This is a genomic window from Ruegeria sp. CDSC025 (genome assembly GCF_059610805.1).
Genome location: NZ_JBXWOJ010000005.1, coordinates 18,520 through 43,715 on the forward strand (window position 1 = coordinate 18,520; position 25,196 = coordinate 43,715).

The window sequence follows — 25,196 nt, forward strand, 5'->3', positions numbered from 1 at the left end:
TTGAGACGGGTATGAGGGGCTTCTAAATACGGAGCCTCTTATGACCCAGATCACCCCTCAACCCGGCATTATGGACATCGCGCTTTATCAGGGCGGCCAGTCGAAGGTGGCGGGGGTCGACCATGTGATCAAGTTGAGCTCGAACGAAAACCCCTTTGGCCCCAGCCCCAAAGCGATCGAGGCAGTACGGGACAGTGCGGCCACCCTGAATCGGTATCCCAGTACAGATCACGCCAGTCTGCGTAAGGCCATTGGCGAACGCCACGGGCTGGACCCAGCGCGCATTATCTGCGGCGTGGGCAGTGACGAGGTGCTGCAATTCGTGGCACAGGCTTATGCCGGTTCGGGGGATGAGGTTATCTATACCGAACACGGATTTTCGATGTACCCGATCATCGCTCGGATGGCGGGGGCAACTCCGGTGATGGTGCCTGAAACCGATCGTCACGTGGATGTGGACAACATTCTTGCCGCTGTGACTGACCAGACCCGGATCGTGTTCGTGACCAATCCGGGCAATCCGACATCGACCATGATCCCCGAGGCTGATCTTATCCGACTGGCCGAAAGCTTGCCGCAGACTTGTCTGATGGTGATTGATGGCGCCTATGCCGAGTTTGTCGAAGGGTTCGACGGAGGCCGCGCTCTGGTGGATCGGTTCGAGAATGTGATCATGACGCGGACCTTTTCCAAGATCTATGGACTGGGCGGGATGCGGGTCGGTTGGGGCTATGCGGCGCAAGAGATCATTGATGTGCTGAACCGGGTGCGCCAGCCCTTCAACCTGTCGCTGACTGCGTTGGCCGCTGCCGAAGCCGCCATAAAGGACGAAGAGTACCTGACCTTTTGCCACAGCGAAAATGCACGCTTGCGGGTTTGGCTTTCGGCCCAGTTGTCCAAAATCGGCGTATCTTCGGATGCGTCCAGCACCAATTTTATTCTCGCCCGCTTTAAGGATCAGGCCGAGGCCGAAGCGTGCGACGATTACCTCAAGACACAGGGTTTGATCGTGCGCCGCGTCGCGGGATATAACCTGCCAAATGCTCTTCGGATCACGGTTGGGGACGAGGAGGCTTGTCGCCGTGTCGTTGCGGCCATAACCGCTTTCAAAGGGGGCGCCGCATGAGCCAGGTATATGACCGCGTTGCGCTGATCGGTTTGGGCCTGATCGCATCGTCGATGTTCTGGGCGATTAAACGTGCTGGATTGGCCGCCGAAGTAACCGGCTATGCCCGGTCCGAGGCCACGCGCGACACCGCGCGCAAGATTGGCCTATGCGACCGGATCTGTGACACCGCGCAAGAGGCCGTTGAGGGTGCAGACCTTGTGGTTCTGTGCGTGCCTGTTGGCGCGATGGGTGCGGTAGCGCAGGAGATTGCGCCTGCCCTGAAGTCGGGCGCGACCGTGTCAGATGTGGGTTCGGTAAAGCGACACGTCATTCAGGATGTCTCACCTCACATCCCGCAGGATGTTCATTTCATTCCCGCGCATCCGCTGGCCGGGACCGAGCATTCCGGCCCTGAATCCGGATTTGCCGAGCTGTTCGATAATCGGTGGTGCCTTTTGGTGCCGGTAGAGGGCTCGGACCCGGAGGCCGTAGCGCGACTACGCTCGTTGTGGACGGGTTTGGGTTCGAATGTTGATGAGATGGATGCCGATCACCATGATCTGGTTCTTGCAGTGACATCCCATGCGCCACACCTTATCGCCTATACGATGGTCGGCGTAGCGGATGATCTGCGCCGTGTGACCGATAGCGAGGTCATCAAATACTCGGCCGCGGGCTTTCGGGATTTCACCCGGATCGCGGCCTCGGACCCGACTATGTGGCGCGATGTGTTTCTGACTAACAAGGATGCGACGCTAGAGATATTGGGGCGTTTCACCGAAGAACTGTTTGCGCTGCAGCGGGCCATTCGTACAGGTGACGGCGATCAGCTGTTCGATTATTTCACGCGCACACGTGCGATCCGGCGCGGGATCATTGATGCCGGGCAGGATACGGATGCCCCGGATTTCGGTCGCGGGAAAACCAACCCATGAGGCGCGGCTGGAGCGTTCTGTCGATTGGGTGGTTGGTACTTGGTGCCACAATGGGGAATGCAACGCCATCTGAACACCGGTTGACCCCCGATGACCAACCGGTTCTGGCCTTTGCCGCTCCGGTCGGGATGCAGCCAGAGTTGCAACCGAATACGCTGGTACAGCAGGTGCTGTTCAAAAAGCGTAAGCTGCGCAAAACATCGGTCTGCGGGAATATCGAAATTCAGGGCAAGCCGGTGGGTAATGTTCCCGGCAAGATCAAAGCCTGCGGGATCAAGGAAGCGGTACAGATCACCTCAGTTTCTGGTGTGGCGCTTAGCCGTCCGTCCACCATGGATTGCGGCACAGCAATTGCGCTGAACCAATGGGTCGAGAAAAGCGTGAAGCCCACCTTCAAAAGGCGCGGTCCCGTTGTCGAACTGCAGGTCGCGGCCCACTACGCATGCCGAACGCGCAACAACCGCAAGGGTGCGCGGATATCGGAACACGGTAAGGGCCGGGCCATAGACATATCAGGTTTCAAGATGGCGAATGGCGAGGTTGTGACCGTTCTGAACGGTTGGCGCAAGAACCCGTCAAAGAAGCAACTGACCAAGATCTGGCGCGCCGCCTGCGGGCCGTTCGGAACGGTACTTGGCCCGAATGCGGACCGGTATCACCGGGATCATTTTCACTTGGACACAGCCCGGTATCGCCGTGGCCCGTACTGCCGTTAACGCAGGATCAACCGCGGGGCCGGACCAAGGGGTAGCGGGCCAAGCGCCACATAGCCCTCACGGAAGTTCAACTGCAGATCCAGCGAATCGGGATTGCCCCCCAAGCCAGCCATGAATTTCAGGGCACGTGTCACAGGGTCTACCGCCTGATCGGGCAGGGCCCCTGCGGCGTTGGCCATGGCAACCATCTCACGCCAATTTTCGGCCTTGATCGAAATCTCTCCGGTAGGAATACCCTGATCGTCTACGTCCAGCTCTCCGGCAGCGAACAGGCGCAATGCACCCCATTTCATCTCAGCCAGACGCAGGTCGATCCGGGTGGGCTGAGGTCGGCTTTGTTCCAGTGCAGATCGATCCCACGGTTTGTCAAAGGTGGCGACCATATCCATTTCCAGCGCATCGAATGTCTGGGGCAGTGTGGTGGCGGAATGCATCATGGCGCGCAGATCATCGCCGGGGGAAAAGCCATCGATCCGCGCGCTGATCGCATAGGCTTGAGGATTTTCGGTTTGCTCCATCACCAGACCAAGCGTGGTTCCCGCTGCTAGCAAATCAGCATCATTGGCAACGGACCATGGTCCGGCAGTCAGAGACATTTTCTCTAGCACCAGCGCGACACCAGGTTGCAACTGCAGCTCGGCCTGCAGGTCAGCTGCAACGATGGTCGACGTTTGATCGAAATAGGACAGCAGCTGCGGCGTTTCCGCGAAACGCAGAACCTGTCGACCCGGCCAGATCGCGGGGCTTTGGAATTCGATCCAGTCGGCGCTCCAGGCGGTGCCGTTGACCGGGTCGGCCAGAGCGGGGCTGTTCAGTCGGGTGACGTGGTTGAATGGATAGCCTGCTGTGGCTACGTCCGAAAAATCGGCCAGCCAGCCTCTTTCTTGTTGGTTGTCGAACCAAGTTGTGATCGCGTTGCGCAATCCATATCCGGCGACGAACCAATAGGCGCTCCAGATCGCAGTGATGAAAATGACTACTCGTATTAGCCCGCGCATTGCTAATGGCCCTTTTTCCCGCCTTGAAATTGATGTTTATAGGCGCAAACGGGCAAGGACCAGTGCTATGACGATGTGGGTTTTCGGATATGGGTCGCTGCTGTGGAATCCCGGCTTTCCCGTGTCCCGCAGCGAACGCGCAACCCTGAATGGATATGCGCGGTCTTTCTGCATGAGTTCGATTCATCACCGCGGAACCGAAGAGAAACCCGGCCTTGTTCTGGCGTTGGATGAACAGCGTGACACCCTGTGCAAAGGTCTGGCCCTCGCCGTCGAGGCAGGCCACGAAGAGCGTACCTTGCATGAACTGCGCGAGCGCGAGCTGATCTCGTCGGCCTATGTCGAAAAGATGCTTGATGTGCATTTGGAAACGGACGAGGTCGTAACGGCTGTCACCTATGTTATCGACGCAGATCACGTGCAGTATTGCGGGGGCATGCCGTTGGAAGACCAGGCGCAGATCATTGCCCATGCTGTCGGCGGGCGCGGTCCAAATACCGAATACCTTTATAACACAGCTGAACATCTGACCGAGATTGGTCTGCGTGATCCCGATCTTGAGTGGTTAGCGCAACGGGTGCGAAGCATTACCTCATAAACCCTTGGCGTCACCGGCAGATTTTCGGTAGATTCGCGTCAGAGCAGAAAAGAACCGGGAAAAACGCGCATGGCGCAGGCACAACAGGGCGCGAGACCGCATTTCTCGCAACCCATTCGTCAGATCGTAACGATGCTTGTGGCGATCGGCCTGGCTGGTATGGGCATCTTCATGGCGCTGCCTTACGTTTTGCCGGTTTTCTATGCAAACCCGTATCTGAACGGTTTTATCCTTCTGGTATTTTTCGTCGGCGTAATTGCCTGTTTTTATCAGGTGACACAGTTGATCGGTTCGGTGCGCTGGATCGAGTCCTTCGTTGGTGGCGTTGTTCATGAGGACGCGCGCACGCCTCAGCTTTTGGCACCGCTGGCGTCGCTGCTGCGGGACCGGGGTGCGCGGTCGCAGATCAGTTCCAGTTCGACCCGGTCTATTTTGGATTCGGTGGCCGAACGGGTCGAGGAAGAGCGTGAGATCACGCGTTATATCACCAATGTTCTGATCTATCTTGGGCTTTTGGGAACGTTTTTTGGCTTGGCCACGACGGTCCCCGCTATTGTCGACACGATCCGCAGTCTCAATCCGCAGGATGGCGAAGAAGGGCTGGCCGTGTTCAATCGCCTGATGGTTGGCCTTGAAACCCAACTGCAGGGAATGGGCGTGGCCTTTGGGTCTTCGTTGCTGGGCCTTGCCGGATCGCTGATTGTGGGGTTGCTGGAACTGTTCGCGGGCCACGGGCAGAACCGGTTTTATCGAGAGCTCGAAGAATGGTTGTCCTCGATCACCCGTGTCGGCTTTGCAGCAGGCGATGACGGCAGCAGCACCGAACTGGCGGTTCTGACACCGGTTCTGGATGCAATGTCCGAACAGATGAACGCCCTGCAGGACTTGTTTTCGGCGCAGGAAACCGACCGGGCCGAGCTGTCGGGCAAGCTGGGGCATCTTGTCGGCGCAATCGGAGATATGAACCAGCGTCAGTCTGAGACCGAGAATGTCACCGCTGCGCTGGAACGTGTCGCACTGGGGCAGGACGCTCTGCTGGATCATCTGCGGGAACAGGGGACCAGCGAAGGAATAGACGCAGAAAGCCGCATGCGCCTGCGCTCGATGGATGTTCAGTTGCTGCGTATCCTCGAAGAAATTTCTGCAGGCCGCCAAGAAAGCATGAGCGAGCTGCGCAAGGACATCGAACTGTTGGTCAAAGCTCTTACATTGCCCCGAGGCGCCGTTCGAACCGCTCCGGAAGGAGAGTAATCCATGGCTCTGTCCCGTCGCACAGGTCAGCGGTTTCAGGGGTCGGTCTGGCCGGGTTTCGTGGATGCGATGACCGGGCTGTTGATGGTGCTGACCTTTGTGTTGACCATCTTCATGGTGGTGCAATTCGTGCTGCGCGAGACGATTTCGGGGCAAGAGGATGAACTGACCGCCCTGTCCGGCGAAGTGGCGGCCCTTGCGGGTGCGCTTGGGTTGGAAGAACGGGAAAACAGCCGCCTTCAGGCCCGGTTAGGGGCGCTGAATGCGACCCTGACGCAGGCCGAGGAAGATCTGGCGCAGGCGGAAACCAGGATCACGTCATTCGAAGCACAGGTCGCATCTCTGTTGGCCGATCAGGAGCGGTCGCTGGGGGTTATCGCCTCACTGGAATCTGAGCGTTCGGAATTGCTGAATGAACAAGAGGCCCTGAACCTGGCCCTTGCCCAAAGCCGTGCCGAGGTCGATGCCCAGGCCGAGGCCGCCCGGCTTGATGCTGCCCGCCGCGAAGCGCTTGAAGCGTTGGTGGCGGATCTGGAACAAAATGAGGCCGCGCAGGCCGCATTGGTCACCGAGCTTGAAGGCCAGCTTGACGCCGAAGAGGCCGCGCGCCTGGCCGAAGCTGCGGCTGCCGAAAACCTGCGCAATCGTCTGCAGGACGCGGATGCGGAACTGACCGCTATGACGCTGGCTCTGGAAGCGCAACGCAAGCAAGCCGAAGAAACCCTGACCCTGTTGGCCGCTGCGCAAGCTGCCAAGGCTGAGCTCGAGCGGCAATTTGGTGAACTTGATAGTCAGGAGTTGCAGGCCCAGCTGCAAGCGGCATTGGCCGCCCAAACCGACGCTCTGACAGCGGAGCAGATACAGCGTACATTGGCCGAAGAACGCGCAGCCTTGCTGGCCGTTGCGCGTGAGGCAATCTCTGCCGAGAAAGCCGTTTCAGCAAAGGCGCAGCGTCAGACTGCCTTGCTAAACCAGCAGATGGCAGCCCTGCGCGAGCAGTTGGGTGGATTGCAGGCCTTGCTGGACGATTACGAAGACCGCAACGCCGCCGCTGATATTCGTATTCAAACATTGGGTCAGGATCTGAACGCCGCACTCGCCCGCGCCGCCTCGGAAGAGCGTCGCCGCCGTTTGTTGGAAGAGGCCGAGCGCGCCCGGCTTGAGGCCGAGGCCGAAGCCCTTTCGGGCCAGAACCAAGAACTTACGGCGCAGGCCGAGGATCTTCAGCGATATCGCTCTGAATTTTTCGGCCGGTTGCGCGATGTGCTGGGTAATCAGGAAGGCGTTCGGATCGAAGGCGATCGGTTTGTGTTCTCGTCCGAAGTACTGTTCGATACAGGATCAGCAGTGCTGTCGCCCAAGGGTCAGCTTGAGATCGCCAAGGTGGCCAATATACTGCGCAGTGTCGCGGCTGAAATTCCCGAAGGCCTGAACTGGGTTATTCGCGTTGACGGCCATACCGACAATGTCCCGCTGGCCGGAACTGGCCGCTATCGGGACAACTGGGAGCTTAGCCAGGGACGCGCCTTGTCGGTTGTCCGTTATATGGTCGATGCGTTGGATATTCCACCGCAACGTCTGGCGGCCAATGGCTTTGGTGAATTCCAACCCTTCAACCCCGCAAACACCCCAGAAGCGCGCGCTCAGAATCGCCGGATCGAATTGAAGCTGACAGAGCGCTGATTGCAGCAAGGAAGGCCCATTGTCAGAGTTGGGTGGTTTTCCGGGCGCCCCTGAGATTTTCTTTTGAGACAGGTGACTCGGCTCGGGCAAGAAAAAAGCCCGGCGTAGAAGCCGGGCTTTGATTTGATGCGCTGCTTTTAATCTGCAGTCAGAAGCGGGGGTTTGTCGCCAGGGATGCGCGGTTGATCGGGGCCAAAAATGTCCAGATCCAGCTCTCCCTTCTTGACCGAGACGCGAACGACACCGCCCTTGGCCAGCTTGCCGAACAGCAGCTCCTCGGCCAGAGGTTTCTTGATGTGTTCCTGAATGACGCGTCCCAATGGGCGTGCGCCCATCTTGTCGTCATAGCCTTTGTCGGCCAGCCATTCGGCGGCTTTTGGCGTCAGGTCGATGGTCACATTGCGGTCCAGTAGCTGTGCTTCAAGCTGCAGCACGAACTTCTCGACCACCTGCAGGATGACCTCTTTCGGCAGCGGCGCGAAGGAAATGACAGCATCCAGACGGTTGCGGAATTCCGGTGTGAACATACGTTCGATCGCGGCGGTATCCTCACCTTCGCGGCGGTCGCGGGCAAAGCCGATGGCCGCCTTTGCCTGTTCTTGCGCCCCTGCATTCGAGGTCATGATCAGCACCACGTTGCGGAAGTTCACCGTGCGACCATTGTGGTCGGTCAGCTCTCCGTGGTCCATCACTTGCAGCAGGATGTTGAACACGTCCGGGTGGGCTTTTTCAATCTCATCCAGCAGCAGAACGCAATGCGGATGCTGGTCGACGCCATCAGTCAGCAAACCGCCTTGGTCGAACCCGACATAGCCCGGAGGCGCACCGATCAGGCGGCTGACCGCGTGTTTCTCCATGTATTCCGACATATCAAAACGCAGCAGTTCCACTCCCAGCGTATCCGCCAGCTGTTTCGCGACTTCGGTCTTTCCCACACCGGTTGGGCCAGCAAACAGATAGTTGCCGATGGGCTTTTCCGGCTCGCGCAGACCGGCGCGCGCCAGTTTGATGGCGCTGGACAGCGCCTCAATCGCCACGTCTTGTCCGAAGACCACCCGTTTGAGCGACTTTTCAAGGTCTTTCAGAACCTCGGCATCGTCCTTGGTGACGTTCTTGGGTGGAATGCGGGCGATCTTGGCAACAACGGCCTCAATCTCTTTGACGCCGATGGTCTTGCGGCGCTTGCTTTCAGCAACTAGATGCTGGGCTGCACCGGCTTCGTCAATCACGTCGATCGCCTTGTCGGGCAGCTTGCGGTCATTGATGTAGCGTGCTGACAACTCGACCGCGGTTTTAATCGCGTCGGCTGTATATTTGATCTCGTGATGCTTTTCGAAATAGGGCTTCAGACCGCGCAGGATTTTTACGCTGTCCTCGACCGAAGGTTCGTTCACGTCAATCTTCTGGAACCGGCGGCTGAGCGCGCGATCCTTTTCGAAATGCTGGCGAAACTCTTTGTAGGTGGTCGAACCCATAGTGCGCAGTTTTCCACCCTGAAGGGCCGGTTTCAGCAGGTTCGAGGCATCCATTGCCCCGCCCGAGGTGGCACCGGCACCGATGACGGTGTGGATTTCATCAATGAACAGAACCGCGTCTGGGTGATCCTCAAGCTCGGTCACGACCGCTTTCAGGCGTTCTTCGAAATCACCGCGATAGCGGGTGCCCGCCAGCAATGCACCCATATCCAGCGAATAGATGGTGGTTTCTGACAGGACATCGGGGGCCTCGCCAGAGATGATCTTAAATGCCAGTCCCTCTGCGATTGCGGTTTTGCCAACGCCCGGATCACCGACCAGAAGCGGGTTGTTCTTGCGCCGGCGGCATAGCACCTGAATGCAGCGCTCAACCTCATCGGCACGACCGATCAGCGGGTCGATATCGCCCGCGCGCGATTTCGCGTTCAGGTCGATGCAGTATTTCCCCAGCGCGCTTTCTTTTTGCTCGCCATCGGCGGTGCTGGCCGGAGTTTCCTCTTCTGCCTGATCCGCGCCCGATACCGAACGGCTTTCGCCGTAGGCCGGGTCCTTGGCCACACCATGGGCGATGAAATTCACCGCATCGTACCGGGTCATATCCTGTTCCTGCAGGAAATAGGCTGCGTTGCTTTCGCGTTCGGCAAAGATCGCGACCAGAACATTCGCCCCGGTCACTTCGGTCCGGCCCGAACTTTGAACATGGATCGCAGCGCGCTGGATCACACGTTGGAAAGCGGCTGTCGGTACAGCCTCGGACCCGTCAATATCGGTGACAAGGTTCGATAGGTCTTCGTCGATGAATTCCACCAGAGTGCTGCGCAATTCGTCAAGATCGACGCTGCAGGCTTTCATCACGCGGATCGCATCGGGCTCTTCCAACAATGCCAGAAGCAGATGCTCCAGCGTTGCGAATTCATGTCGCCGTTCATTCGCAGCCGCCAGGGCCGCGTGGATGGCTTGTTCTAGTGTGCTCGAGAATGAAGGCACGCGGGTGCTCCTCTGTCTTGGGTCAGAAGGGGGCGGGCTGAAGGCCGGATCCCCATCCCAACCATGTCCTCATACTATTAGAGTTTGGTTGATCGGAGCCCGGCTTCAAGGGTTTTCTTGCTCTTGACAGTCACATTTGTTGTGACCGTGGCTGTGAAGTAGGTGAAATAGGTATCAAAACCGATCTTTTCTAGCCCTGATTTCAGCAAAAATTTTGGCTGGTTCGGCGCCTGCCATACCCAGATGCGCCTGAATCGCCGGGTCAGCAGCGCGCAGGAAGGGGTTAGTGGCCTTTTCCAACGCCAGAGTGGAGGGAACCGTAGGCTGTTGGGCGGCTCGGGTGCTGTCAATTTCTGCGACGCGTTTCTGCAGCGCAGAATTTCCTGAATCGACGGTGAGAGCGAATTTGGCGTTGGACTGCGTGTATTCGTGCCCTGAACAAACCAGCGTGTCATCCGGCAAGGCGCTCAGTTTACACAGCGATTCCCACATCTGCGGTGCGGTGCCTTCAAACAGGCGTCCACAACCCATTGCCATCAGGCTGTCGGCGGTAAAGACCACCGCGCTTTGCGGCATGTGAAAGGCGATGTGACCAAGAGTATGCCCCGAAACGTCCAGAACAAGGACGGGTTCCCCGCCGATTTCAAAACTGTCGCCGTCATTGACCTGTTGATCCAAAGGTGGCAGGCGATGTGCGTCGGCTGCCGCGCCGATCACCGTCGCCGGGTGCTGTTCCAAAATGGCCGGCAACCCGTCTACGTGGTCGAAATGGTGATGCGTGAGCAACACATGAGACAAGCCCCAGCCACGTCGTTCCAGTTCTGACAGAATCGGTTCGCTTTCGGGCGCGTCGATTAATGCGGTGTTGCCGCTAACCGCGTCATGCGCCAGAAATGCGTAGTTATCACTGAGACATGGGATGGTGACGATCTCAAGAGGCATGGCCTTTTGCCCTTTCGTTGCTAGACTGCGCTCAGCTAATCCGATTGGCCAGGTGTCCGCAATGCATCTTGATGTGCAGGATCTGAGGAATTTCTACTACCGCAGCACTCTTGGTCGTGCAGCGCAGGCGGCCATTCGTGGGCGAATGATTGATCTGTGGCCCGAGGCCAAAGGTCAAACCGTCGTAGGGTTTGGCTTTGCTGTGCCGTTGTTGCGGCCCTACCTGAAAGATGCGCGCCGCGTCATCGGGCTGATGCCCGGGCCGCAGGGGGTGATGCCCTGGCCTGCTGGAATGGCCAACGTATCTGTTTTGACGGAAGAGACCTTGTGGCCGATTGAAACGGGCCATGTGGACAAGCTGGTGGTGATGCATGGACTTGAAACGTCACAACGTCCCGCCGAATTGCTGGCGGAATGCTGGCGTGTGCTTGGTCCCGGTGGACGGGCGCTTTTTATCGTACCGAACCGTGCGGGGCTGTGGTCACGGACCGATCGAACGCCATTTGGATTCGGGCGCCCTTATTCTGCCTCGCAGTTGGAAAGCCAGCTAAGGGCGCATCACTTTATGACGGATAACTATTGTTCCGCCTTGTATTTGCCTCCGTCCTTCCGTCGGTTCTGGTTGAAATCCGGCAGCCTGATAGAGAAAACTGGCCAGCGTTTGCCGACGATCATGGCAGGCGGCGTTCTGATGGTTGAGGCGACAAAGCAAATCAGACCGCCCAGCGGAACCGTCACCAAAGCGACAGGGCGCCGTCAGATCAAGGCGCTGGATGGCCTGCTCAAGCCAGCCTAGCGCAACGCCGGTACTAGCTTCCATCATAAGGCCGAAACACGCGAAAATGGCTGCAGGAATCGCAAAACCTTGCGGTTTGGTAACATTTTTCACCCTCATCAGCCGTATAAAAGGGTCGCACCCAAGCTAAGTATCTGAAATAGAACGCTTTGTGGATAAGGTGCCCATGGTGATAATATGTTGCTAGCTGGGTTTACCTCTGCTACATCCCCGTTGATTTTGATCCCCGGCCTTATGGACGGGGTTTCTTCACGCCCCCGGGTAGCTGCCGCAACGCGAATTCGGGGCCCAAAATATCGGAAGGGTGGACGTGTCCGAACCAGCTTCGATTTCCACAGGCATCGCCGAGCGCTATGCCATAGCGATTTTTGAGATCGCTAAAGAGAATAAAGACCTGGCAGGTCTGGAAACCGGAATCAACGATCTGGCAGCAGCATTGGGTGACAGTGCCGATCTGCGCGACCTGATCGCCTCGCCTCTGGTTTCGCGCGCTGAACAAGAAGGCGCGATTACAGCGATTGCCGACAAGATGGGTCTGAACGCCATCCTGCGCAACACGCTGGGTCTGATGGCGCAGAAACGCCGTCTGTTCGTTGTGCCGCAACTGGTGCAGGTTCTGCGCGACATGCTGGCCGAAGAGCGTGGCGAAGTGACCGCCGATGTCGCCTCGGCCAAGGCGCTGACTAAGACACAGATGGATAAACTGTCCAAAACGCTGTCCGAGCGTGTGGGCAAGACCGTGACAATAAATGCGACCGTTGATGAAAGCCTCATCGGCGGTCTTGTCGTTAAAGTGGGCTCGAAGATGATCGACAGCTCGATCCGCTCCAAGCTCAACTCCCTACAGAATGCAATGAAAGAGGTCGGATAAATGGGAATCCAAGCTGCAGAGATTTCTGCAATCCTGAAGGACCAGATCAAGAATTTTGGTCAGGAAGCCGAAGTGGCCGAAATCGGTCGCGTGCTGAGCGTCGGTGACGGGATTGCCCGTGTATACGGCCTGGACAATGTGCAAGCCGGTGAGATGGTCGAATTCCCCGGTGGCATCATGGGCATGGCGCTGAACCTGGAAAGCGACAACGTCGGTGTTGTTATCTTTGGTTCTGACCGTGACATCAAAGAAGGTGACACTGTTAAGCGCACCAACTCGATCGTGGACGTGCCAATCGGCAACGGTCTGCTGGGTCGTGTTGTTGACGGCCTGGGCAACCCGCTGGACGGCAAGGGCCCGATCGAATCCACCGAGCGCGGCGTTGCAGACGTCAAAGCGCCGGGCATCATCCCGCGTAAATCGGTTCACGAGCCGATGGCAACCGGCCTGAAATCGGTCGATGCGATGATCCCGATTGGCCGTGGCCAGCGTGAGCTGATCATTGGCGACCGTCAGACCGGTAAAACTGCCGTTGCTCTGGACGCAATCCTGAACCAGAAAGTGTACAACGAAGCAGCGGGCGACGATGAGTCCAAGAAGCTGTACTGCGTTTACGTGGCCATCGGCCAAAAGCGTTCGACTGTTGCTCAGCTGGTGAAGAAACTGGAAGAATCCGGTGCGATTGAATATTCGATCGTTGTGGCCGCAACCGCGTCCGATCCGGCGCCGATGCAGTTCCTGGCACCCTATGCCGCGACCGCGATGGCTGAGTTCTTCCGTGACAATGGCCGCCACGCGCTGATCATCTATGATGACCTGTCGAAACAGGCCGTGTCCTATCGTCAGATGTCGCTGCTGCTGCGTCGTCCGCCCGGACGTGAAGCCTATCCTGGCGACGTTTTCTACCTCCACTCCCGCCTGCTGGAGCGTTCGGCGAAGTTGAACGAAGATTTTGGCGCGGGCTCGCTGACGGCTCTGCCGGTTATCGAAACCCAGGGTGGCGACGTTTCGGCGTTTATTCCGACCAACGTGATCTCGATCACCGACGGCCAGATCTTCCTGGAAACCGAGCTGTTCTATCAGGGTATCCGTCCTGCTGTGAACACCGGTCTGTCGGTTTCGCGTGTGGGCTCCTCGGCTCAGACCAACTCGATGAAGTCGGTTGCCGGCCCGGTTAAGCTGGAACTGGCTCAGTACCGTGAAATGGCTGCCTTCGCGCAGTTCGGTTCCGACCTTGACGCCGCAACCCAGCAGCTGCTGAACCGTGGTGCGCGTCTGACCGAGCTGATGAAACAGCCGCAGTACTCACCGCTGACCAACGCTGAAATCGTTTGCGTCATCTTCGCCGGAACCAACGGTTACCTCGACAAGATCGACGTCACCGATGTTGGCCGCTATGAAGCTGGCCTGCTGGCGCATCTGCGTGGCAAGAACGCGGATCTGCTTCAGTGGATCACGGACGAAGATCCCAAGATCAAGGGTGATGCTTCCGACAAGATCAAGGCTGCGCTGGACGAATACGCCGCAACCTTCGCTTAAGGGAGAGGCGGGCACATGCCAAATCTTAAGGATCTAAAAAACAGGATCGAGTCGGTCAAATCGACCCGCAAGATCACCAAGGCCATGCAGATGGTCGCGGCCGCAAAACTGCGCCGCGCCCAGGAATCTGCCGAAGCCTCGCGCCCCTATGCCGCACGGTTCAATGCCGTGATGGCGGGGCTGGCGGCATCGGTTGGGGGCAGCGACAGCGCCCCCAAGCTGCTCCGGGGTACGGGCAGTGATGATGTCCATCTGCTGGTTGTAATGACAGCTGAACGCGGCCTGTGTGGCGGCTTCAATTCGAACATCGCCAAGCTGGCCCGCGCCAAAGCATATGAGCTGAAGGCCAAGGGCAAAACGGTCAAGATACTGACCGTCGGCAAGAAAGGTCGCGACGCAATCAAGCGCGACTATGGCGATCTGTTCGTTGGACATGTCGACCTGAGCGAGGTCAAGCGGCTGGGTTACACCAACGCGCAGGACATTGCGAAGGACGTTCTGTCCCGTTTCGACGCGGGTGAGTTTGACGTTGCCACGATCTTCTACTCGAAGTTCGTCAACGTCGTAAGCCAGATCCCGACGGCACAGCAGATCATCCCTGCCTCGTTTGAGGATGTCGAAGGGGACGACAGCGGCGCGGTCTTTGATTACGAGCCCAGCGAAGAGGCCATCCTGGCCGATCTGCTGCCCAAGGCGGTTGCGACTGCGATCTTCTCGGGACTGCTCGAAAACGGAGCCTCGGAACAGGGTGCACGGATGTCCGCGATGGACAACGCGACACGCAACGCGGGTGAGATGATCGACAAGCTGACGATCCAGTTCAACCGTTCGCGTCAGGCCGTGATCACCAACGAGCTGATTGAAATTATTTCCGGCGCCGAAGCGCTGTAGAGACAAACCGGAGACGAAACATGGCGAATGCAAAAGGCAAAGTCACACAGATCATCGGGGCCGTTGTTGACGTGCACTTCGAAGATGAACTGCCTGAAATTTTGAACGCGCTGGACACCACCAACAACGGCAAGAAGCTGGTTTTGGAAGTGGCTCAGCACTTGGGCGAAAACACAGTCCGCACCATCGCGATGGACGCGACAGAAGGTCTTGTACGTGGTGCCGAAGTCACGGACACCGGCGCACCGATTGCGGTTCCAGTCGGCAACGCGACCCTGGGCCGTATCCTGAACGTTGTGGGCGAGCCCATCGACGAAAAAGGTCCCGTGAAAACCACCGAAACGCGCTCCATCCACCAGGACGCGCCGGATTTCGCGGATCAGGCCACTGAATCCGAAGTTCTGGTGACCGGCATCAAGGTTGTTGACCTGCTGGCCCCTTACGCCAAAGGCGGTAAGATCGGCCTGTTCGGCGGCGCCGGTGTTGGCAAAACCGTTCTGATCATGGAATTGATCAACAACATCGCCAAAGTGCACTCGGGCGTGTCCGTGTTTGCGGGCGTTGGTGAGCGGACCCGTGAAGGCAACGACCTGTATCACGAGATGATTGAATCCGGCGTTATCGTTCCCGACAAGCTGGAAGACTCGAAAATCGCGCTGGTTTACGGCCAGATGAACGAGCCTCCGGGAGCCCGTATGCGGATCGCTCTGTCGGGTCTGACCCTGGCGGAACAGTTCCGTGATGCAACCGGTGCCGACGTTCTGTTCTTTGTCGACAACATCTTCCGCTTTACGCAGGCGGGTTCCGAGGTTTCGGCTCTGCTGGGTCGTATTCCTTCGGCTGTGGGTTACCAGCCGACACTGGCGACCGACATGGGCGCGATGCAGGAACGCATCACCTCGACCAAGTCCGGCTCGATCACCTCGGTTCAGGCCGTCTATGTTCCTGCGGATGACTTGACCGACCCTGCGCCGGCCACCTCGTTCGCACACTTGGATGCGACCACCGTTCTGAACCGTGCGATCTCGGAAAAGGGTATCTACCCTGCCGTTGACCCGCTCGACTCGACCTCGCGTCTGCTCGACCCGGCCATCGTCGGTGAAGAGCATTATACCGTTGCGACCGACGTTCAGCAGATCCTCCAGCGCTATAAGTCGCTGCAGGACATCATCGCGATCCTCGGCATGGACGAACTGTCGGAAGAAGACAAACTGACCGTGGCCCGTGCCCGTAAGATTGAACGCTTCCTGTCGCAGCCGTTTGACGTGGCCGAAGTCTTCACTGGCTCGCCTGGTGTTCAGGTTCCTCTGGATGTCACCATCGCGTCGTTCAAGGCCGTTGTGGCCGGCGAATACGATCACCTGCCCGAGGCAGCCTTCCTGATGGTTGGCGGCATCGATGAAGTGATCTCCAAAGCGGAAAAGATGGCCGCAGAAGCCGCCTAAGGAGCACACCTGATGGCAAACACGATGCACTTTGACCTCGTCAGCCCCGAGCGGAGCCTTGCTTCGCTCGCGGTGACTGCGGTCCAGCTTCCCGGCGCGGACGGGGACATGACGGCGATGCCCGATCATGCCCCCACCATCACCACGTTGCGCCCCGGTCTGCTAAAGGTCGAGGCACCCGAAGGGTCCAGCGAATACCTGGTCACCGGCGGGTTTGCCCAGATCAATGGCGACAGCATGTCGGTTCTGGCCGAAAAGGCCATTCCGGTCTCTGAAGTGACCCGCGCGCATCTGGACGATCTGATCGCCGAGGCACGTGCGTCGCATGACGCGGCCAAAGGCGGCGACGATCAATCAGTCGTCGACGATGCGGCCAAGCTGCTGGCCGATATGGAAGCTCTTGGGACACATATGAGCCTGTAAGTTTCAGGACATGTAGATTTAGAAACGGCCCTGCCTGTGCGGGGCCGTTTTTTTGTGGTGATTTTGGATGAAGGGCGGTCTAAGGTTCCGTAATTCTTTATAAAAGACGACAAAATGCAGACTTTTAGTACCCATCCGATTGGAATCGACCAAGGCGAAGTTGTGCTGTTCTCCGACTTCGCAGATGGCGGTGACATGTGGACAGGCGAGGGGCCGCGCGAACGACGCTCGGACATAGAATTCAGCCAGCCATTCCGTTCCGCGCCTGTTGTACAGATCAGCGTGTCACTGTGGGATGTTGATACATCTTCGGCATTGCGCGCCGAGGTCAAGGCCGAGGACATCACGCCCGAGGGATTTGCTGCGGTGTTCCGTACCTGGTCGGATACCCGCATCGCGCGCATCCGAATATCTTGGACAGCGTTCGGCGAGGTGCCACATGAGGATGACTGGGATATTCTGTGAAGCCAGCCTTGGGTTTAGGACTCGTCCGATGCCTCTATCATGGCGACCCGGTGTGCATGCCGTCCGCCTTCGAATTCGGCTGACAGGAACGCATCCACTATATCCAGCGCCTGACCCTCACCCACGACCCGGGCGCCGACAGACAGCATGTTGGCGTCGTTATGCTGGCGGATCATGCGTGCGGAAAAGGCATCCGAGCAGACACCGCAGCGAATGCCGGGGACCTTGTTGGCCGCCATCATGATACCTTGACCCGTTCCACACAGAACGATGCCAAGCTGACAATCCCCGGAAGCCACTGCTTGGGCGGCGGCCTTGCCATGAACAGGGTAATGGGTGCTCTCAGGTGTCTTGGGGCCGATATCGACGACGTCCCATCCCTGGGCCGCAATATGAGAGGCAACCGCCTGGCGTAATTCGATGGCTGCGTGGTCGCTGGATAGAACAATGCGTTTTGAGGCTGTCACGGTAAACTCCGACCTGTATTGCAGAAAGAAAAGAGGCGGCCCTTGGGCCGCCGCGTTCGATCAATCCCTATGATACATCGACTCGTAGATCGGCGTCAGGGTCTTATCCTCGAACAGTGACGATACACTGGTGCCGTTCCAGATATTCAGGATCGCCTGCGTAAAGATCGGGGCTGTGGGCACGATGCGGATGTTCTTGGCCTTGGTTATTTCTTCTGTCGGCTGGATCGTGTCGGTCAGCACCAGAGATTTCATCACCGAATTGGTCACGCGTTCGACCGCAGGGCCGCTCATGACGCCGTGTGTGATGTAGGAATGAACTTCTTTCGCACCATTATCCAGCAGTACTTGCGCCGCTTTGCAAAGAGTACCGGCCGTGTCGCACATGTCGTCCACGATCAAACAGATCTTGTCTCTGACATCGCCAATTACGGTCATCTCAGCGACTTCGCCGGCTTTTTCGCGGCGTTTGTCCACGATCGACAGCGGGGCGTTGATCCGCTTGGCCAACTCGCGCGCCCGGGCCACGCCGCCCACATCGGGCGAAACGACCATAATCTCGTCGAGGCTGTCCTTGAACTGATGTTTCACATCCAGCGCAAAGATCGGCGAGGCATAAAGGTTGTCGACAGGCATGTCGAAGAACCCCTGAATCTGCGCTGCGTGCAGATCCATGGTCAGGATGCGCTCGATCCCGGCGCCAGTCAGCATGTTGGCCACCAGCTTGGCGCTGATCGGTGTGCGGGCCTTGGTGCGGCGGTCCTGGCGGGCATAGCCGAAATAGGGGATCACGGCGGTAATCCGTTGGGCCGACGAACGGCGCAGCGCATCAGCAATGATGAGCAGCTCCATCAGATTGTCATTGGCCGGGTTCGAGGTGGGCTGGACGATGAACATATCTTCGCCGCGCACGTTCTCGAACACTTCGACAAAGATTTCACCGTCGTTAAACCGTTCGACCCGGGCATCGACCAGACCCTGATCGACGCCGCGATACAGGCTCATTCGGCGTGCAATGGATTCGGCAAGCGGAAGATTAGCGTTCCCAGCGATTAACTTGGGTTCGTGAAGTGTCGGCATCGGCTGAGGTCCCCGGGCAGCAATGGCAAATGTGACAGATTCGTGATGTTGACACCGCTTAGCATGGCCTTACCGTCCAGCAAAGATAACGCTGCGGAGAAAGTGAACATGGCCCAAATTGACTACTATTTTGCGACACTCTCGCCATACACCTACCTGGCGGGACTGCGCCTGGAGGAGATTGCGGCCAAACATGGTGCGACAATCAACTACAAGCCGCTTGATATCGTCGCCCTGTTCGGACGTACGGGAGGTGTTCCGCCCAAGGACCGCCATATCTCGCGCATCGAATACCGGACGCAAGAAATGCAGCGACAGTCAAAAAAGCTGGGTATGGCGTTCAACCTGCAACCGGCCCATTGGCCCACCAATGCGGCGCCGTCTTCCTATGCCATTATCGCGGCCATTCAGGACGGGTCGGGGAATGTGGGACAGCTGGTGCATTCCTTTGTGCGCGCCTGCTGGGCCGAGGAAGAGGACATCGCGCAGGACGACGTGATCCGCGCTTGCCTGGCTGACGCTGGGTTTTCCCCGGATCTGGCCGATAGCGGCTTGCTGCTCGGGGCTGAGACCTATACCGCCAATCTGGAAGAAGCCGTGGAAAGCGGAGTTTTTGGAGCTCCGTTCTATATAACGGAAGACGATCAGCGGTTTTGGGGCCAAGACAGGTTGGACGATCTGGACAGGCATCTGGCCGGGCTGAAGGGATAGGACAACATAATGGCCGTTGCGCAGAACCTGCATGTCACGCAGTTGGGGCAGGGTGGTCGCCCTGTGCTGGCCTTGCATTGTACCATTGCTCATTCCGGGGTCTGGGCAGGCCTAGCCGCGGCGATGAAAGGGCAGGCAAGTTTTATTGCACCGGATATGCTGTCCCATGGGCGCAGCCCGGACTGGGATCGCCAGGGGGATCTGTATGACCGGCTGACCGAAGCCACACTTGAACATCTGACCGAGCCGATGGATCTGATCGGGCATTCCTTTGGCGCGGCGATAGCCTTGCGGCTGGCAGTCGAGCATCCAACATTGGTTCGCAGTGTCGTACTGATCGAACCGGTGTATTTTGCCGTGGCACAGCAGGATGCCCCGGACCTTGTGGCGGAATACGCGCATGTTGCCCAACCTTGTATGGACGCGCTTGCAGCAGGCGACGAACCTTTGGCGGCAAGGCTGTTCAACCGGTTGTGGGCCGGAGATAGGGGGCCGCGTTGGTCAGACATGCACGAAACTGCACGGGCGGGGATGGTGCGTGGAATTCATCTGGTGTCCGAGGTCGAAAACGAACTGATAATGGATTCCAAAGGTTTGCTACGGCCCGAGCGGATCGCACACGCCAATATGCCGGTATTGCTGCTGCATGGCGCGCTCACCCACCCAGTGATGGTCGCGATAAACTCTGGATTGAAATCCCGTCTTCCAATGGCCGAAAGCACCGTGATCGAAGGGGCAGGGCATATGGCTCCGATCTCTCACCCGACAGAGACCGGCGCTCTGATCGAGGCTTTTTGGAACAGACTGCCTGCCACTGCCTGAAGCTTCGGACGCGTCGTTACAAGAGCGCGATGAACCGATCAATTTGCGCAGGCTCGATGGACCAGTCACAAACCAGCCGACAGGCTAGAATTTCGCTGTCATCTGCCCCGTCCAGCTCTGCCCCCCACAAGTGGTAAACAGCACCTGCGGCATGCAGTTGCTTGTGTTGGGCGCGTGAAAACTGGGCAAAAATCATATTCGCCTGCGGCGCGTGCAGGAAAGAGGCACCTTTGGCCCGCAACCCCTCGGTCAGACGGGCGCAGTTGTTATTGGCCTGACGGGCCAGTGTCAGCCACAGATCATCCTGCAGATACGCCGCCATTTGGGCGGACAGATAGCGGTGCTTGGAGAACAGGTGCGCCCCGCGCTTGCGGCGCAATTCGAATTCCCAGGCTTTGCTTTCATCAAAGAAGACAACGGCTTCGACGCCCATCAGCCCGTTTTTGGTCCCGCCAAAACTGACCGCATCCACGCCTGCTTTCCACGTCATCTCGGCGGGTGAGCAGTTCAACGCAACAAGGGCGTTGGAAAAACGCGCACCGTCCAGATGGACTGGCAGCCCATACTCTTTGGCCACGGCGCAGAGCGCCTGCAATTCTGACAGGGTGTAAACAGACCCTCGTTCGGTCACCTGCGTAATGGATACAGGTCCGCGCTGCGGTCCATGCACGCCGCGTGTTTCTTCGGCCAGAATCGAGCCGCGCAGCGCGTCCGGCGCCATCTTGTCCGCGCCCGGAACCAGCGTCAGCTTGGCGCCGCTGTAAAACTCGGGCGCGTTGCACTCATCCTCGTGGATATGTGCCACGGGTGAGCAGAACACCGTCTCCCACGGCTGCGCCAGCGTCGCCAGCGCCAGCGAATTCGCGGCCGTCCCGGTGGCCACCAGATACACGGCGGCGCCAGGTGCCTCGAACACCCCGCGAATGCGATCCCGGACCTCATTCATCAAGGTGTCGGTTCCATAGGCCATCTGATAGCCCTGATTGGCAGCATTCAGCGCTTCCATGACCGCCGGGTGAACCGGCCCCGAATTGTCAGAGGCAAAGTACATTAGCTGGGCTCCTCGATGATATGATCTTCCCACTCTTCCAGCGGAGTTTCGAATTCGGACACGGTCCGCCCCTGCACCGAGACTCCGGCGGCATGAACGCTGTCCGGTGTGCCCGAAATCAACGGGTGCCAATCGTGTAGGGGTTTGCCCTCCCACAACAGGCGATAGGCACAGGTCTGTGGCAGCCAATAGGCGTGATCGTTGATATTGCCCGGCGTCATCACGATACATTCCGGCACAAATTGGTGGCGGATATCGTATTGGGTGCAGCGGCAACTTTCGTCATCCAACAGACGGCAGGCGACGCAGGTCAGCGCAACCTCACCGGTGTCTTCATCTTCCAGTTTGTTCAGACAACATTTGCCGCAGCCATCGCACAAAGCTTCCCATTCAGCTTGGTTCATGCGGGTTAACGGTTTTCGTTCCCAGAACCTGGGGGCCAGGCCGGTGCGGTCGATCGGATCCGTTGTCATCGGTCCGCCAGCAGGCCGCGGGCCTTGTCGCAGTCGGCATCCATCTGCGCGATCAGGCCGTCCAGACTGTCAAAGGTCATCTCGGGGCGCAGGTATTCAACCAGACCCACCGACAGGGTCGCGCCATAAAGGTCACCCGAGAAGTCGAACAGGAAGGTTTCGATATTGGGGACCTCACCATTGAACATCGGTCGCGTCCCAACCGAGGCTGCGCCCTGATAGCTGCCCAGATGAGGTCCATCCAGAACATCGACCAGAACGGCATAGACGCCGAATCTTGGCGGATGCAGCCCCTCAATGGACATGTTTGCGGTGGGAAATCCCAGTTCACGGCCCCGTTGTTCGCCTCCGATCACCTCGCCTTCGATCCGGTGCCAGTGACCCAACATAGTAGCGGCATCCTGCGGGCGGCCCTCGGTCAGTGCAGTACGGATCGCAGTGGATGAAACGACATTTTCGGACCGCTCCATCAACGGAGCGATGGTGACACCGAACCCCATCTCTTGCCCAAAGAGCACCAAGTCATCAGCGGTGCCGCTGCGGCCTTTGCCGAAACAGAAATCGGCACCTACGACGACATGCGACAGGCCGAGCCCGTCGCAGATCACGTTGCGGGCGAATTCCCTTGGCGTCAGGCCAGCCAATGCGGCGTTGAACGGCAGCTCATACAGCTTTTCGACCCCCAGTTTTGCTAACCGGTGCGCGCGGGCATTGCCGCGCATCAGGCGAAAGGGCGGGGTGTCCGGGGCGAAATATTCTCTGGGATGCGGCTCGAATGTCAGTACGCCCAAAGGTGCACTCGGCGCGGCGCTGCGGGCCAGTTCGATCACAGATTGGTGGCCGATATGAACGCCGTCGAAATTCCCGATCGCCACGCTGGCGCCGCGATCTTGGGGTTCGATGAATTGGAGGTCACGAATGATGCGCATAGCGACTGCCTAGCGGGACAGGCGCGCTTGTTCAAGGGTCTGAGACCCCCGGAAACGCTCAGTCGAATTTGCGCGACGGGGCCAGCACCATGGCTTCGCCGACCAGCACCTTCTTGCCATCCACTGCGCAGTGACAATCGAGCTTGACCCGACGCTTGGCAAAATCAATGTCGATCACCTTGACCTCGGCATAGACCATGTCACCCGGGCGAACAGGAGCGAGAAACTTCAGCGACTGCCCCATGTAAACTGTGCCGTGGCCTGGCAACTGCTCGCCGATCACGGCCGAGATCAGACCCGCGGTCAGCATCCCATGCGCGATGCGCCCCTCGAAGATCGTGTCGCGGGCGTAATCGTCGTCCAGATGTACGGGGTTTCTGTCGGTCGACACCTGAGCGAACATTTCGATATCCTCGTCCGTCACCACTTTGCGAAGGTGACGGGACATGCCCATCTCGATGTCTTCAATACAGATCGTGCCGCGTGGAAGATTATCCAACATGTTGCCCTCACTCGAATTCATCGGGCAACAAAAAAATCAAAGTCACCCCTGTTGGGAAACTTTATTACTTTGCAACTGCAGAAAATCAAGCCTTTTTTGACTACCTAAGGCGGCCGATCGTATAGGTCGGATTTATCTTTTCCTTTTGAATATAATCAGTTAGGGATTCATGATGCGGATGTGCTTCGGTTTTTGTCTCGGCCGCGGCTAGCCCGCCCGAGATGAAAAGAGAATCAATGCCTTCCCCCATTCCACCCAGAATGTCGGTGTGCGGACCGTCTCCGATGACAAGAATGTCCCCATCGGGAATGTCGTGGCCAAGTTCCTGCAACCTGCGGCGGGCAAGATCATAGATCGGCGGATGAGGCTTTCCGAAATATAGGCTTTCGCCACCCATTTCCGTATAAAGCCTGGCTAATGCACCTGCGCACCACTCCCGAACCTCGCCGCGGTCCACCACAATATCGGGATTGGCACAAAGCAGCTTCAGCCCCTTTTGTTTGGCGTACAGGAAATCAGCACGGTTCACGGACGGATCGGCCATGGGATCGAAGGGGCCGCAACAAGCAATGCCCTCTGCCTCGGCCAGCGGCACGCGCTCGATATGAATCGGGTGGTCCAACAACTTCAGCGGTTCAAAGAATCCCGCGTCCCGCTGCCATTCGCCCATGAAATAGACCTTTTCGCCCACTGCGCCCCGGAACATGGCCGACCGGGCCGAATCTCCGCTGGTTGCAATCGTGTCATAGGCGTCGTCTGGGACATTGAATTGCGCCAGCTGGGTGGCGACTCCAGCACGCGGCTTGGGAGAGTTGGTCACCAGGACAACAATGCCGCCTTGCGCGCGATAGGCCTGCAGGGCCGCAACCGCTTCGGGGTAAGCAGTGATGCCATTGTGTACACAGCCCCAAAGATCGACGAACAGGGCCTTATAACGGCTGGAAACCTCGGGCAATGCGTGGATGATCTGCGTCATGATGGGCCCCCATTGATCTGCAAAGAGTGTCGTTTGAGCCTAAGACAGTGCGTGTGGTGTTTGGCCAGTAAGGGCAATGCCTAGCAAAAAAGGCGCCCGATCAAGGCGCCTTTGGTGATTTTGGGATCAGACCTTGAGGTTCGGAATGATCTGTTTCTTACGGCTCATGATCCCGGGCAGAACGACCACGTCGCCATCAACCGAGGCGTCAAAGCTTTTCTCGGCCACGGCTTTGACCAGATCGTTGGGAACCAGCAGGGTGGCTTCTTCGTTCAGAATATCGACCACGAACAGCAATACCTGATCGACACCGTCCTCTTTGGCTACGTCGGCCATCGACGCCGCAAGGCTGTCTTTGCGGTCCAGCACGACACCCGGTGCTGTGGTTTCCAGAACCGAAACGCGGAATTTGGTGCCGTCGACTTCGTATTCCTTGCTGTCCATCCGGATCAGCTCGGCGTCCGAGAATGAGGACACATCTGATTTGGCCGCGAACATTTCTGCAGCATAGGCCGAGACGTCCAGACCCAGATCCGCGGCCAGTTTTTCGGCCACAGCGCGGTCATGCGCGGTTGTGGTGGGCGAGCGGAATTCCAACGTGTCCGACAGGATGCAGGTCAGCGCCGCGCCTTTGATGGCATCGGGCATTTTGGCGGCATCGTCGCCGATCATGTCGACCATGATAGTGGCGGTGCAGGCCAGCGGCCGCACGGTGATGTCGATCGGGCCTTTGGTTTCCAGACCGCCGACCAGTTTATGGTGGTCGATAATGGCGCGAATATCGGCGCCGTTGATGCTGGCGGGTAGCTCGGCGGGGTTGTTCGTGTCGACAATAACAACCGGTGCGTCAGCCTCTACGTCTGCGATGATGCGCGGCTTGGGCAGGTCCCAGTGCTGTAGCATAAAGGCTGCTTCAGTGTTGGGTTCGCCCAGCAGGACAGGCTCGGCCTGTTCGCCTTTGATTTCGTTCATGTACCACGACCACAGGATCGGCGAACCAGTGGAATCAGTGTCGGGGGATTTATGTCCAAATACGAGGGTTGTCATTTCAGCGTCCTGAGG

26 protein-coding genes are annotated in these 25,196 nt (G+C 58.2%); 15 read left to right on the forward strand and 11 right to left on the reverse strand.

What is annotated here, in order from left to right; genetic code table 11:
* The first annotated feature begins 40 nt into the window (after positions 1 to 40).
* Genes hisC through AC2FH8_RS09225 form a run of 3 tightly spaced genes read left to right on the forward strand, consistent with a single transcriptional unit; the run spans position 41 to position 2,759 of the window.
* A complete protein-coding gene (hisC, locus tag AC2FH8_RS09215) occupies positions 41 to 1,126 on the forward strand; it encodes a histidinol-phosphate transaminase (RefSeq protein ID WP_496677614.1) in 1,086 nt (361 codons plus the stop codon).
* On the forward strand, positions 1,123 to 2,043 hold the full coding sequence (locus AC2FH8_RS09220; protein ID WP_496677616.1) for a prephenate/arogenate dehydrogenase family protein: 921 nt from the start codon (positions 1,123 to 1,125) through the stop codon (positions 2,041 to 2,043). The genes hisC and AC2FH8_RS09220 overlap by 4 nt, the downstream gene beginning before the upstream one ends.
* A complete protein-coding gene (locus AC2FH8_RS09225; RefSeq protein ID WP_282027583.1) occupies positions 2,040 to 2,759 on the forward strand; it encodes an extensin-like domain-containing protein in 720 nt (239 codons plus the stop codon). Before AC2FH8_RS09220 ends, AC2FH8_RS09225 begins: the two co-directional genes overlap by 4 nt.
* Here AC2FH8_RS09225 and AC2FH8_RS09230 read toward each other — a convergent pair.
* Positions 2,756 to 3,757 carry a DUF2125 domain-containing protein gene (locus AC2FH8_RS09230; protein ID WP_142636475.1) on the reverse strand — a complete coding sequence of 334 codons (1,002 nt, stop codon included), beginning with the start codon at positions 3,755 to 3,757 and terminating at the stop codon, positions 2,756 to 2,758. The two genes, AC2FH8_RS09225 and AC2FH8_RS09230, sit on opposite strands and share 4 nt — an antisense overlap.
* Positions 3,758 to 3,824: 67 nt before the next feature.
* Between AC2FH8_RS09230 and AC2FH8_RS09235 the strand changes: the two genes are divergently transcribed.
* The 3 genes from AC2FH8_RS09235 to AC2FH8_RS09245 all read left to right on the forward strand — a co-directional run bounded on the left by AC2FH8_RS09235 (position 3,825) and on the right by AC2FH8_RS09245 (position 7,289).
* Positions 3,825 to 4,355: a gamma-glutamylcyclotransferase gene (locus AC2FH8_RS09235; RefSeq protein WP_142636477.1), complete on the forward strand. Its 531-nt coding sequence runs from the start codon at positions 3,825 to 3,827 to the stop codon at positions 4,353 to 4,355.
* Positions 4,356 to 4,424: 69 nt separating this feature from the next.
* Entirely contained in the window at positions 4,425 to 5,606 is a 1,182-nt protein-coding gene (locus AC2FH8_RS09240; RefSeq protein WP_282021534.1) for a biopolymer transporter ExbB, read from the forward strand.
* A 3-nt stretch (positions 5,607 to 5,609) separates the two neighbouring features.
* Positions 5,610 to 7,289 carry a peptidoglycan -binding protein gene (locus AC2FH8_RS09245; RefSeq protein ID WP_496689524.1) on the forward strand — a complete coding sequence of 560 codons (1,680 nt, stop codon included), beginning with the start codon at positions 5,610 to 5,612 and terminating at the stop codon, positions 7,287 to 7,289.
* Positions 7,290 to 7,426: 137 nt separating this feature from the next.
* Here AC2FH8_RS09245 and clpA read toward each other — a convergent pair whose 3' ends face one another.
* Both clpA and gloB read right to left on the reverse strand, forming a co-directional pair.
* Positions 7,427 to 9,751 carry an ATP-dependent Clp protease ATP-binding subunit ClpA gene (gene clpA, locus AC2FH8_RS09250; protein WP_142636483.1) on the reverse strand — a complete coding sequence of 775 codons (2,325 nt, stop codon included), beginning with the start codon at positions 9,749 to 9,751 and terminating at the stop codon, positions 7,427 to 7,429.
* Positions 9,752 to 9,925: 174 nt separating this feature from the next.
* Entirely contained in the window at positions 9,926 to 10,693 is a 768-nt protein-coding gene (gloB, locus tag AC2FH8_RS09255) for a hydroxyacylglutathione hydrolase (RefSeq protein ID WP_496689526.1), read from the reverse strand.
* Positions 10,694 to 10,754: 61 nt separating this feature from the next.
* Between gloB and AC2FH8_RS09260 the strand changes: the two genes are divergently transcribed.
* The 7 genes from AC2FH8_RS09260 (at position 10,755) to AC2FH8_RS09290 (ending at position 17,123) form a co-directional block, all read left to right on the forward strand.
* Positions 10,755 to 11,489, forward strand: coding sequence for a class I SAM-dependent methyltransferase (locus tag AC2FH8_RS09260; RefSeq protein ID WP_281994985.1), 735 nt, complete (start codon positions 10,755 to 10,757; stop codon positions 11,487 to 11,489).
* A gap of 310 nt (positions 11,490 to 11,799) precedes the next feature.
* Positions 11,800 to 12,360, forward strand: a complete 561-nt coding sequence (locus AC2FH8_RS09265; RefSeq protein ID WP_496689529.1) for a F0F1 ATP synthase subunit delta — start codon at positions 11,800 to 11,802, stop codon at positions 12,358 to 12,360.
* On the forward strand, positions 12,361 to 13,899 hold the full coding sequence (gene atpA / locus AC2FH8_RS09270; protein ID WP_281994984.1) for a F0F1 ATP synthase subunit alpha: 1,539 nt from the start codon (positions 12,361 to 12,363) through the stop codon (positions 13,897 to 13,899). It begins immediately after the preceding gene.
* A gap of 15 nt (positions 13,900 to 13,914) precedes the next feature.
* Positions 13,915 to 14,790 carry a F0F1 ATP synthase subunit gamma gene (locus AC2FH8_RS09275; RefSeq protein WP_281994983.1) on the forward strand — a complete coding sequence of 292 codons (876 nt, stop codon included), beginning with the start codon at positions 13,915 to 13,917 and terminating at the stop codon, positions 14,788 to 14,790.
* A 20-nt stretch (positions 14,791 to 14,810) separates the two neighbouring features.
* Entirely contained in the window at positions 14,811 to 16,235 is a 1,425-nt protein-coding gene (atpD, locus tag AC2FH8_RS09280; RefSeq protein WP_496689531.1) for a F0F1 ATP synthase subunit beta, read from the forward strand.
* 12 nt (positions 16,236 to 16,247) lie between these two features.
* The gene (locus AC2FH8_RS09285) at positions 16,248 to 16,658 is read left to right on the forward strand and encodes a F0F1 ATP synthase subunit epsilon (protein ID WP_142636498.1); all 411 of its coding nucleotides are present in this window, start codon (positions 16,248 to 16,250) and stop codon (positions 16,656 to 16,658) included.
* Positions 16,659 to 16,772: 114 nt separating this feature from the next.
* Entirely contained in the window at positions 16,773 to 17,123 is a 351-nt protein-coding gene (locus tag AC2FH8_RS09290) for an H-type lectin domain-containing protein (protein WP_142636499.1), read from the forward strand.
* Between the two features lie 14 nt (positions 17,124 to 17,137).
* Here AC2FH8_RS09290 and rpiB read toward each other — a convergent pair whose 3' ends face one another.
* Both rpiB and AC2FH8_RS09300 read right to left on the reverse strand, forming a co-directional pair.
* A complete protein-coding gene (gene rpiB / locus AC2FH8_RS09295; RefSeq protein WP_142636502.1) occupies positions 17,138 to 17,590 on the reverse strand; it encodes a ribose 5-phosphate isomerase B in 453 nt (150 codons plus the stop codon).
* Between the two features lie 60 nt (positions 17,591 to 17,650).
* Positions 17,651 to 18,670, reverse strand: a complete 1,020-nt coding sequence (locus AC2FH8_RS09300) for a ribose-phosphate pyrophosphokinase (protein ID WP_142636504.1) — start codon at positions 18,668 to 18,670, stop codon at positions 17,651 to 17,653.
* 108 nt (positions 18,671 to 18,778) lie between these two features.
* Between AC2FH8_RS09300 and AC2FH8_RS09305 the strand changes: the two genes are divergently transcribed.
* Positions 18,779 to 19,381 (forward strand): 2-hydroxychromene-2-carboxylate isomerase, encoded by a 603-nt coding sequence (locus AC2FH8_RS09305; protein ID WP_496689533.1) that lies wholly within the window; start codon positions 18,779 to 18,781, stop codon positions 19,379 to 19,381.
* Positions 19,382 to 19,390: 9 nt separating this feature from the next.
* Complete coding sequence (locus AC2FH8_RS09310) at positions 19,391 to 20,203, forward strand: alpha/beta fold hydrolase (RefSeq protein WP_496689535.1); 813 nt, start codon at positions 19,391 to 19,393, stop codon at positions 20,201 to 20,203.
* A 16-nt stretch (positions 20,204 to 20,219) separates the two neighbouring features.
* On the opposite strand, the gene AC2FH8_RS09315 is transcribed toward AC2FH8_RS09310, so the two are convergent.
* The 6 genes from AC2FH8_RS09315 to AC2FH8_RS09340 form a co-directional block, all read right to left on the reverse strand.
* Entirely contained in the window at positions 20,220 to 21,254 is a 1,035-nt protein-coding gene (locus tag AC2FH8_RS09315; protein ID WP_281994979.1) for a threonine aldolase family protein, read from the reverse strand.
* Positions 21,254 to 21,727 carry a YcgN family cysteine cluster protein gene (locus tag AC2FH8_RS09320; RefSeq protein WP_142636512.1) on the reverse strand — a complete coding sequence of 158 codons (474 nt, stop codon included), beginning with the start codon at positions 21,725 to 21,727 and terminating at the stop codon, positions 21,254 to 21,256. Before AC2FH8_RS09320 ends, AC2FH8_RS09315 begins: the two co-directional genes overlap by 1 nt.
* Positions 21,724 to 22,656 (reverse strand): bifunctional riboflavin kinase/FAD synthetase, encoded by a 933-nt coding sequence (locus AC2FH8_RS09325; RefSeq protein WP_142636514.1) that lies wholly within the window; start codon positions 22,654 to 22,656, stop codon positions 21,724 to 21,726. The genes AC2FH8_RS09320 and AC2FH8_RS09325 overlap by 4 nt, the downstream gene beginning before the upstream one ends.
* Positions 22,657 to 22,714: 58 nt before the next feature.
* Entirely contained in the window at positions 22,715 to 23,158 is a 444-nt protein-coding gene (locus tag AC2FH8_RS09330; protein WP_074736482.1) for a MaoC family dehydratase, read from the reverse strand.
* A 100-nt stretch (positions 23,159 to 23,258) separates the two neighbouring features.
* Positions 23,259 to 24,134, reverse strand: coding sequence for an HAD family hydrolase (locus AC2FH8_RS09335; RefSeq protein ID WP_142636518.1), 876 nt, complete (start codon positions 24,132 to 24,134; stop codon positions 23,259 to 23,261).
* A gap of 126 nt (positions 24,135 to 24,260) precedes the next feature.
* Positions 24,261 to 25,181 carry a manganese-dependent inorganic pyrophosphatase gene (locus AC2FH8_RS09340; RefSeq protein WP_496689538.1) on the reverse strand — a complete coding sequence of 307 codons (921 nt, stop codon included), beginning with the start codon at positions 25,179 to 25,181 and terminating at the stop codon, positions 24,261 to 24,263.
* Positions 25,182 to 25,196 lie beyond the last annotated feature (15 nt).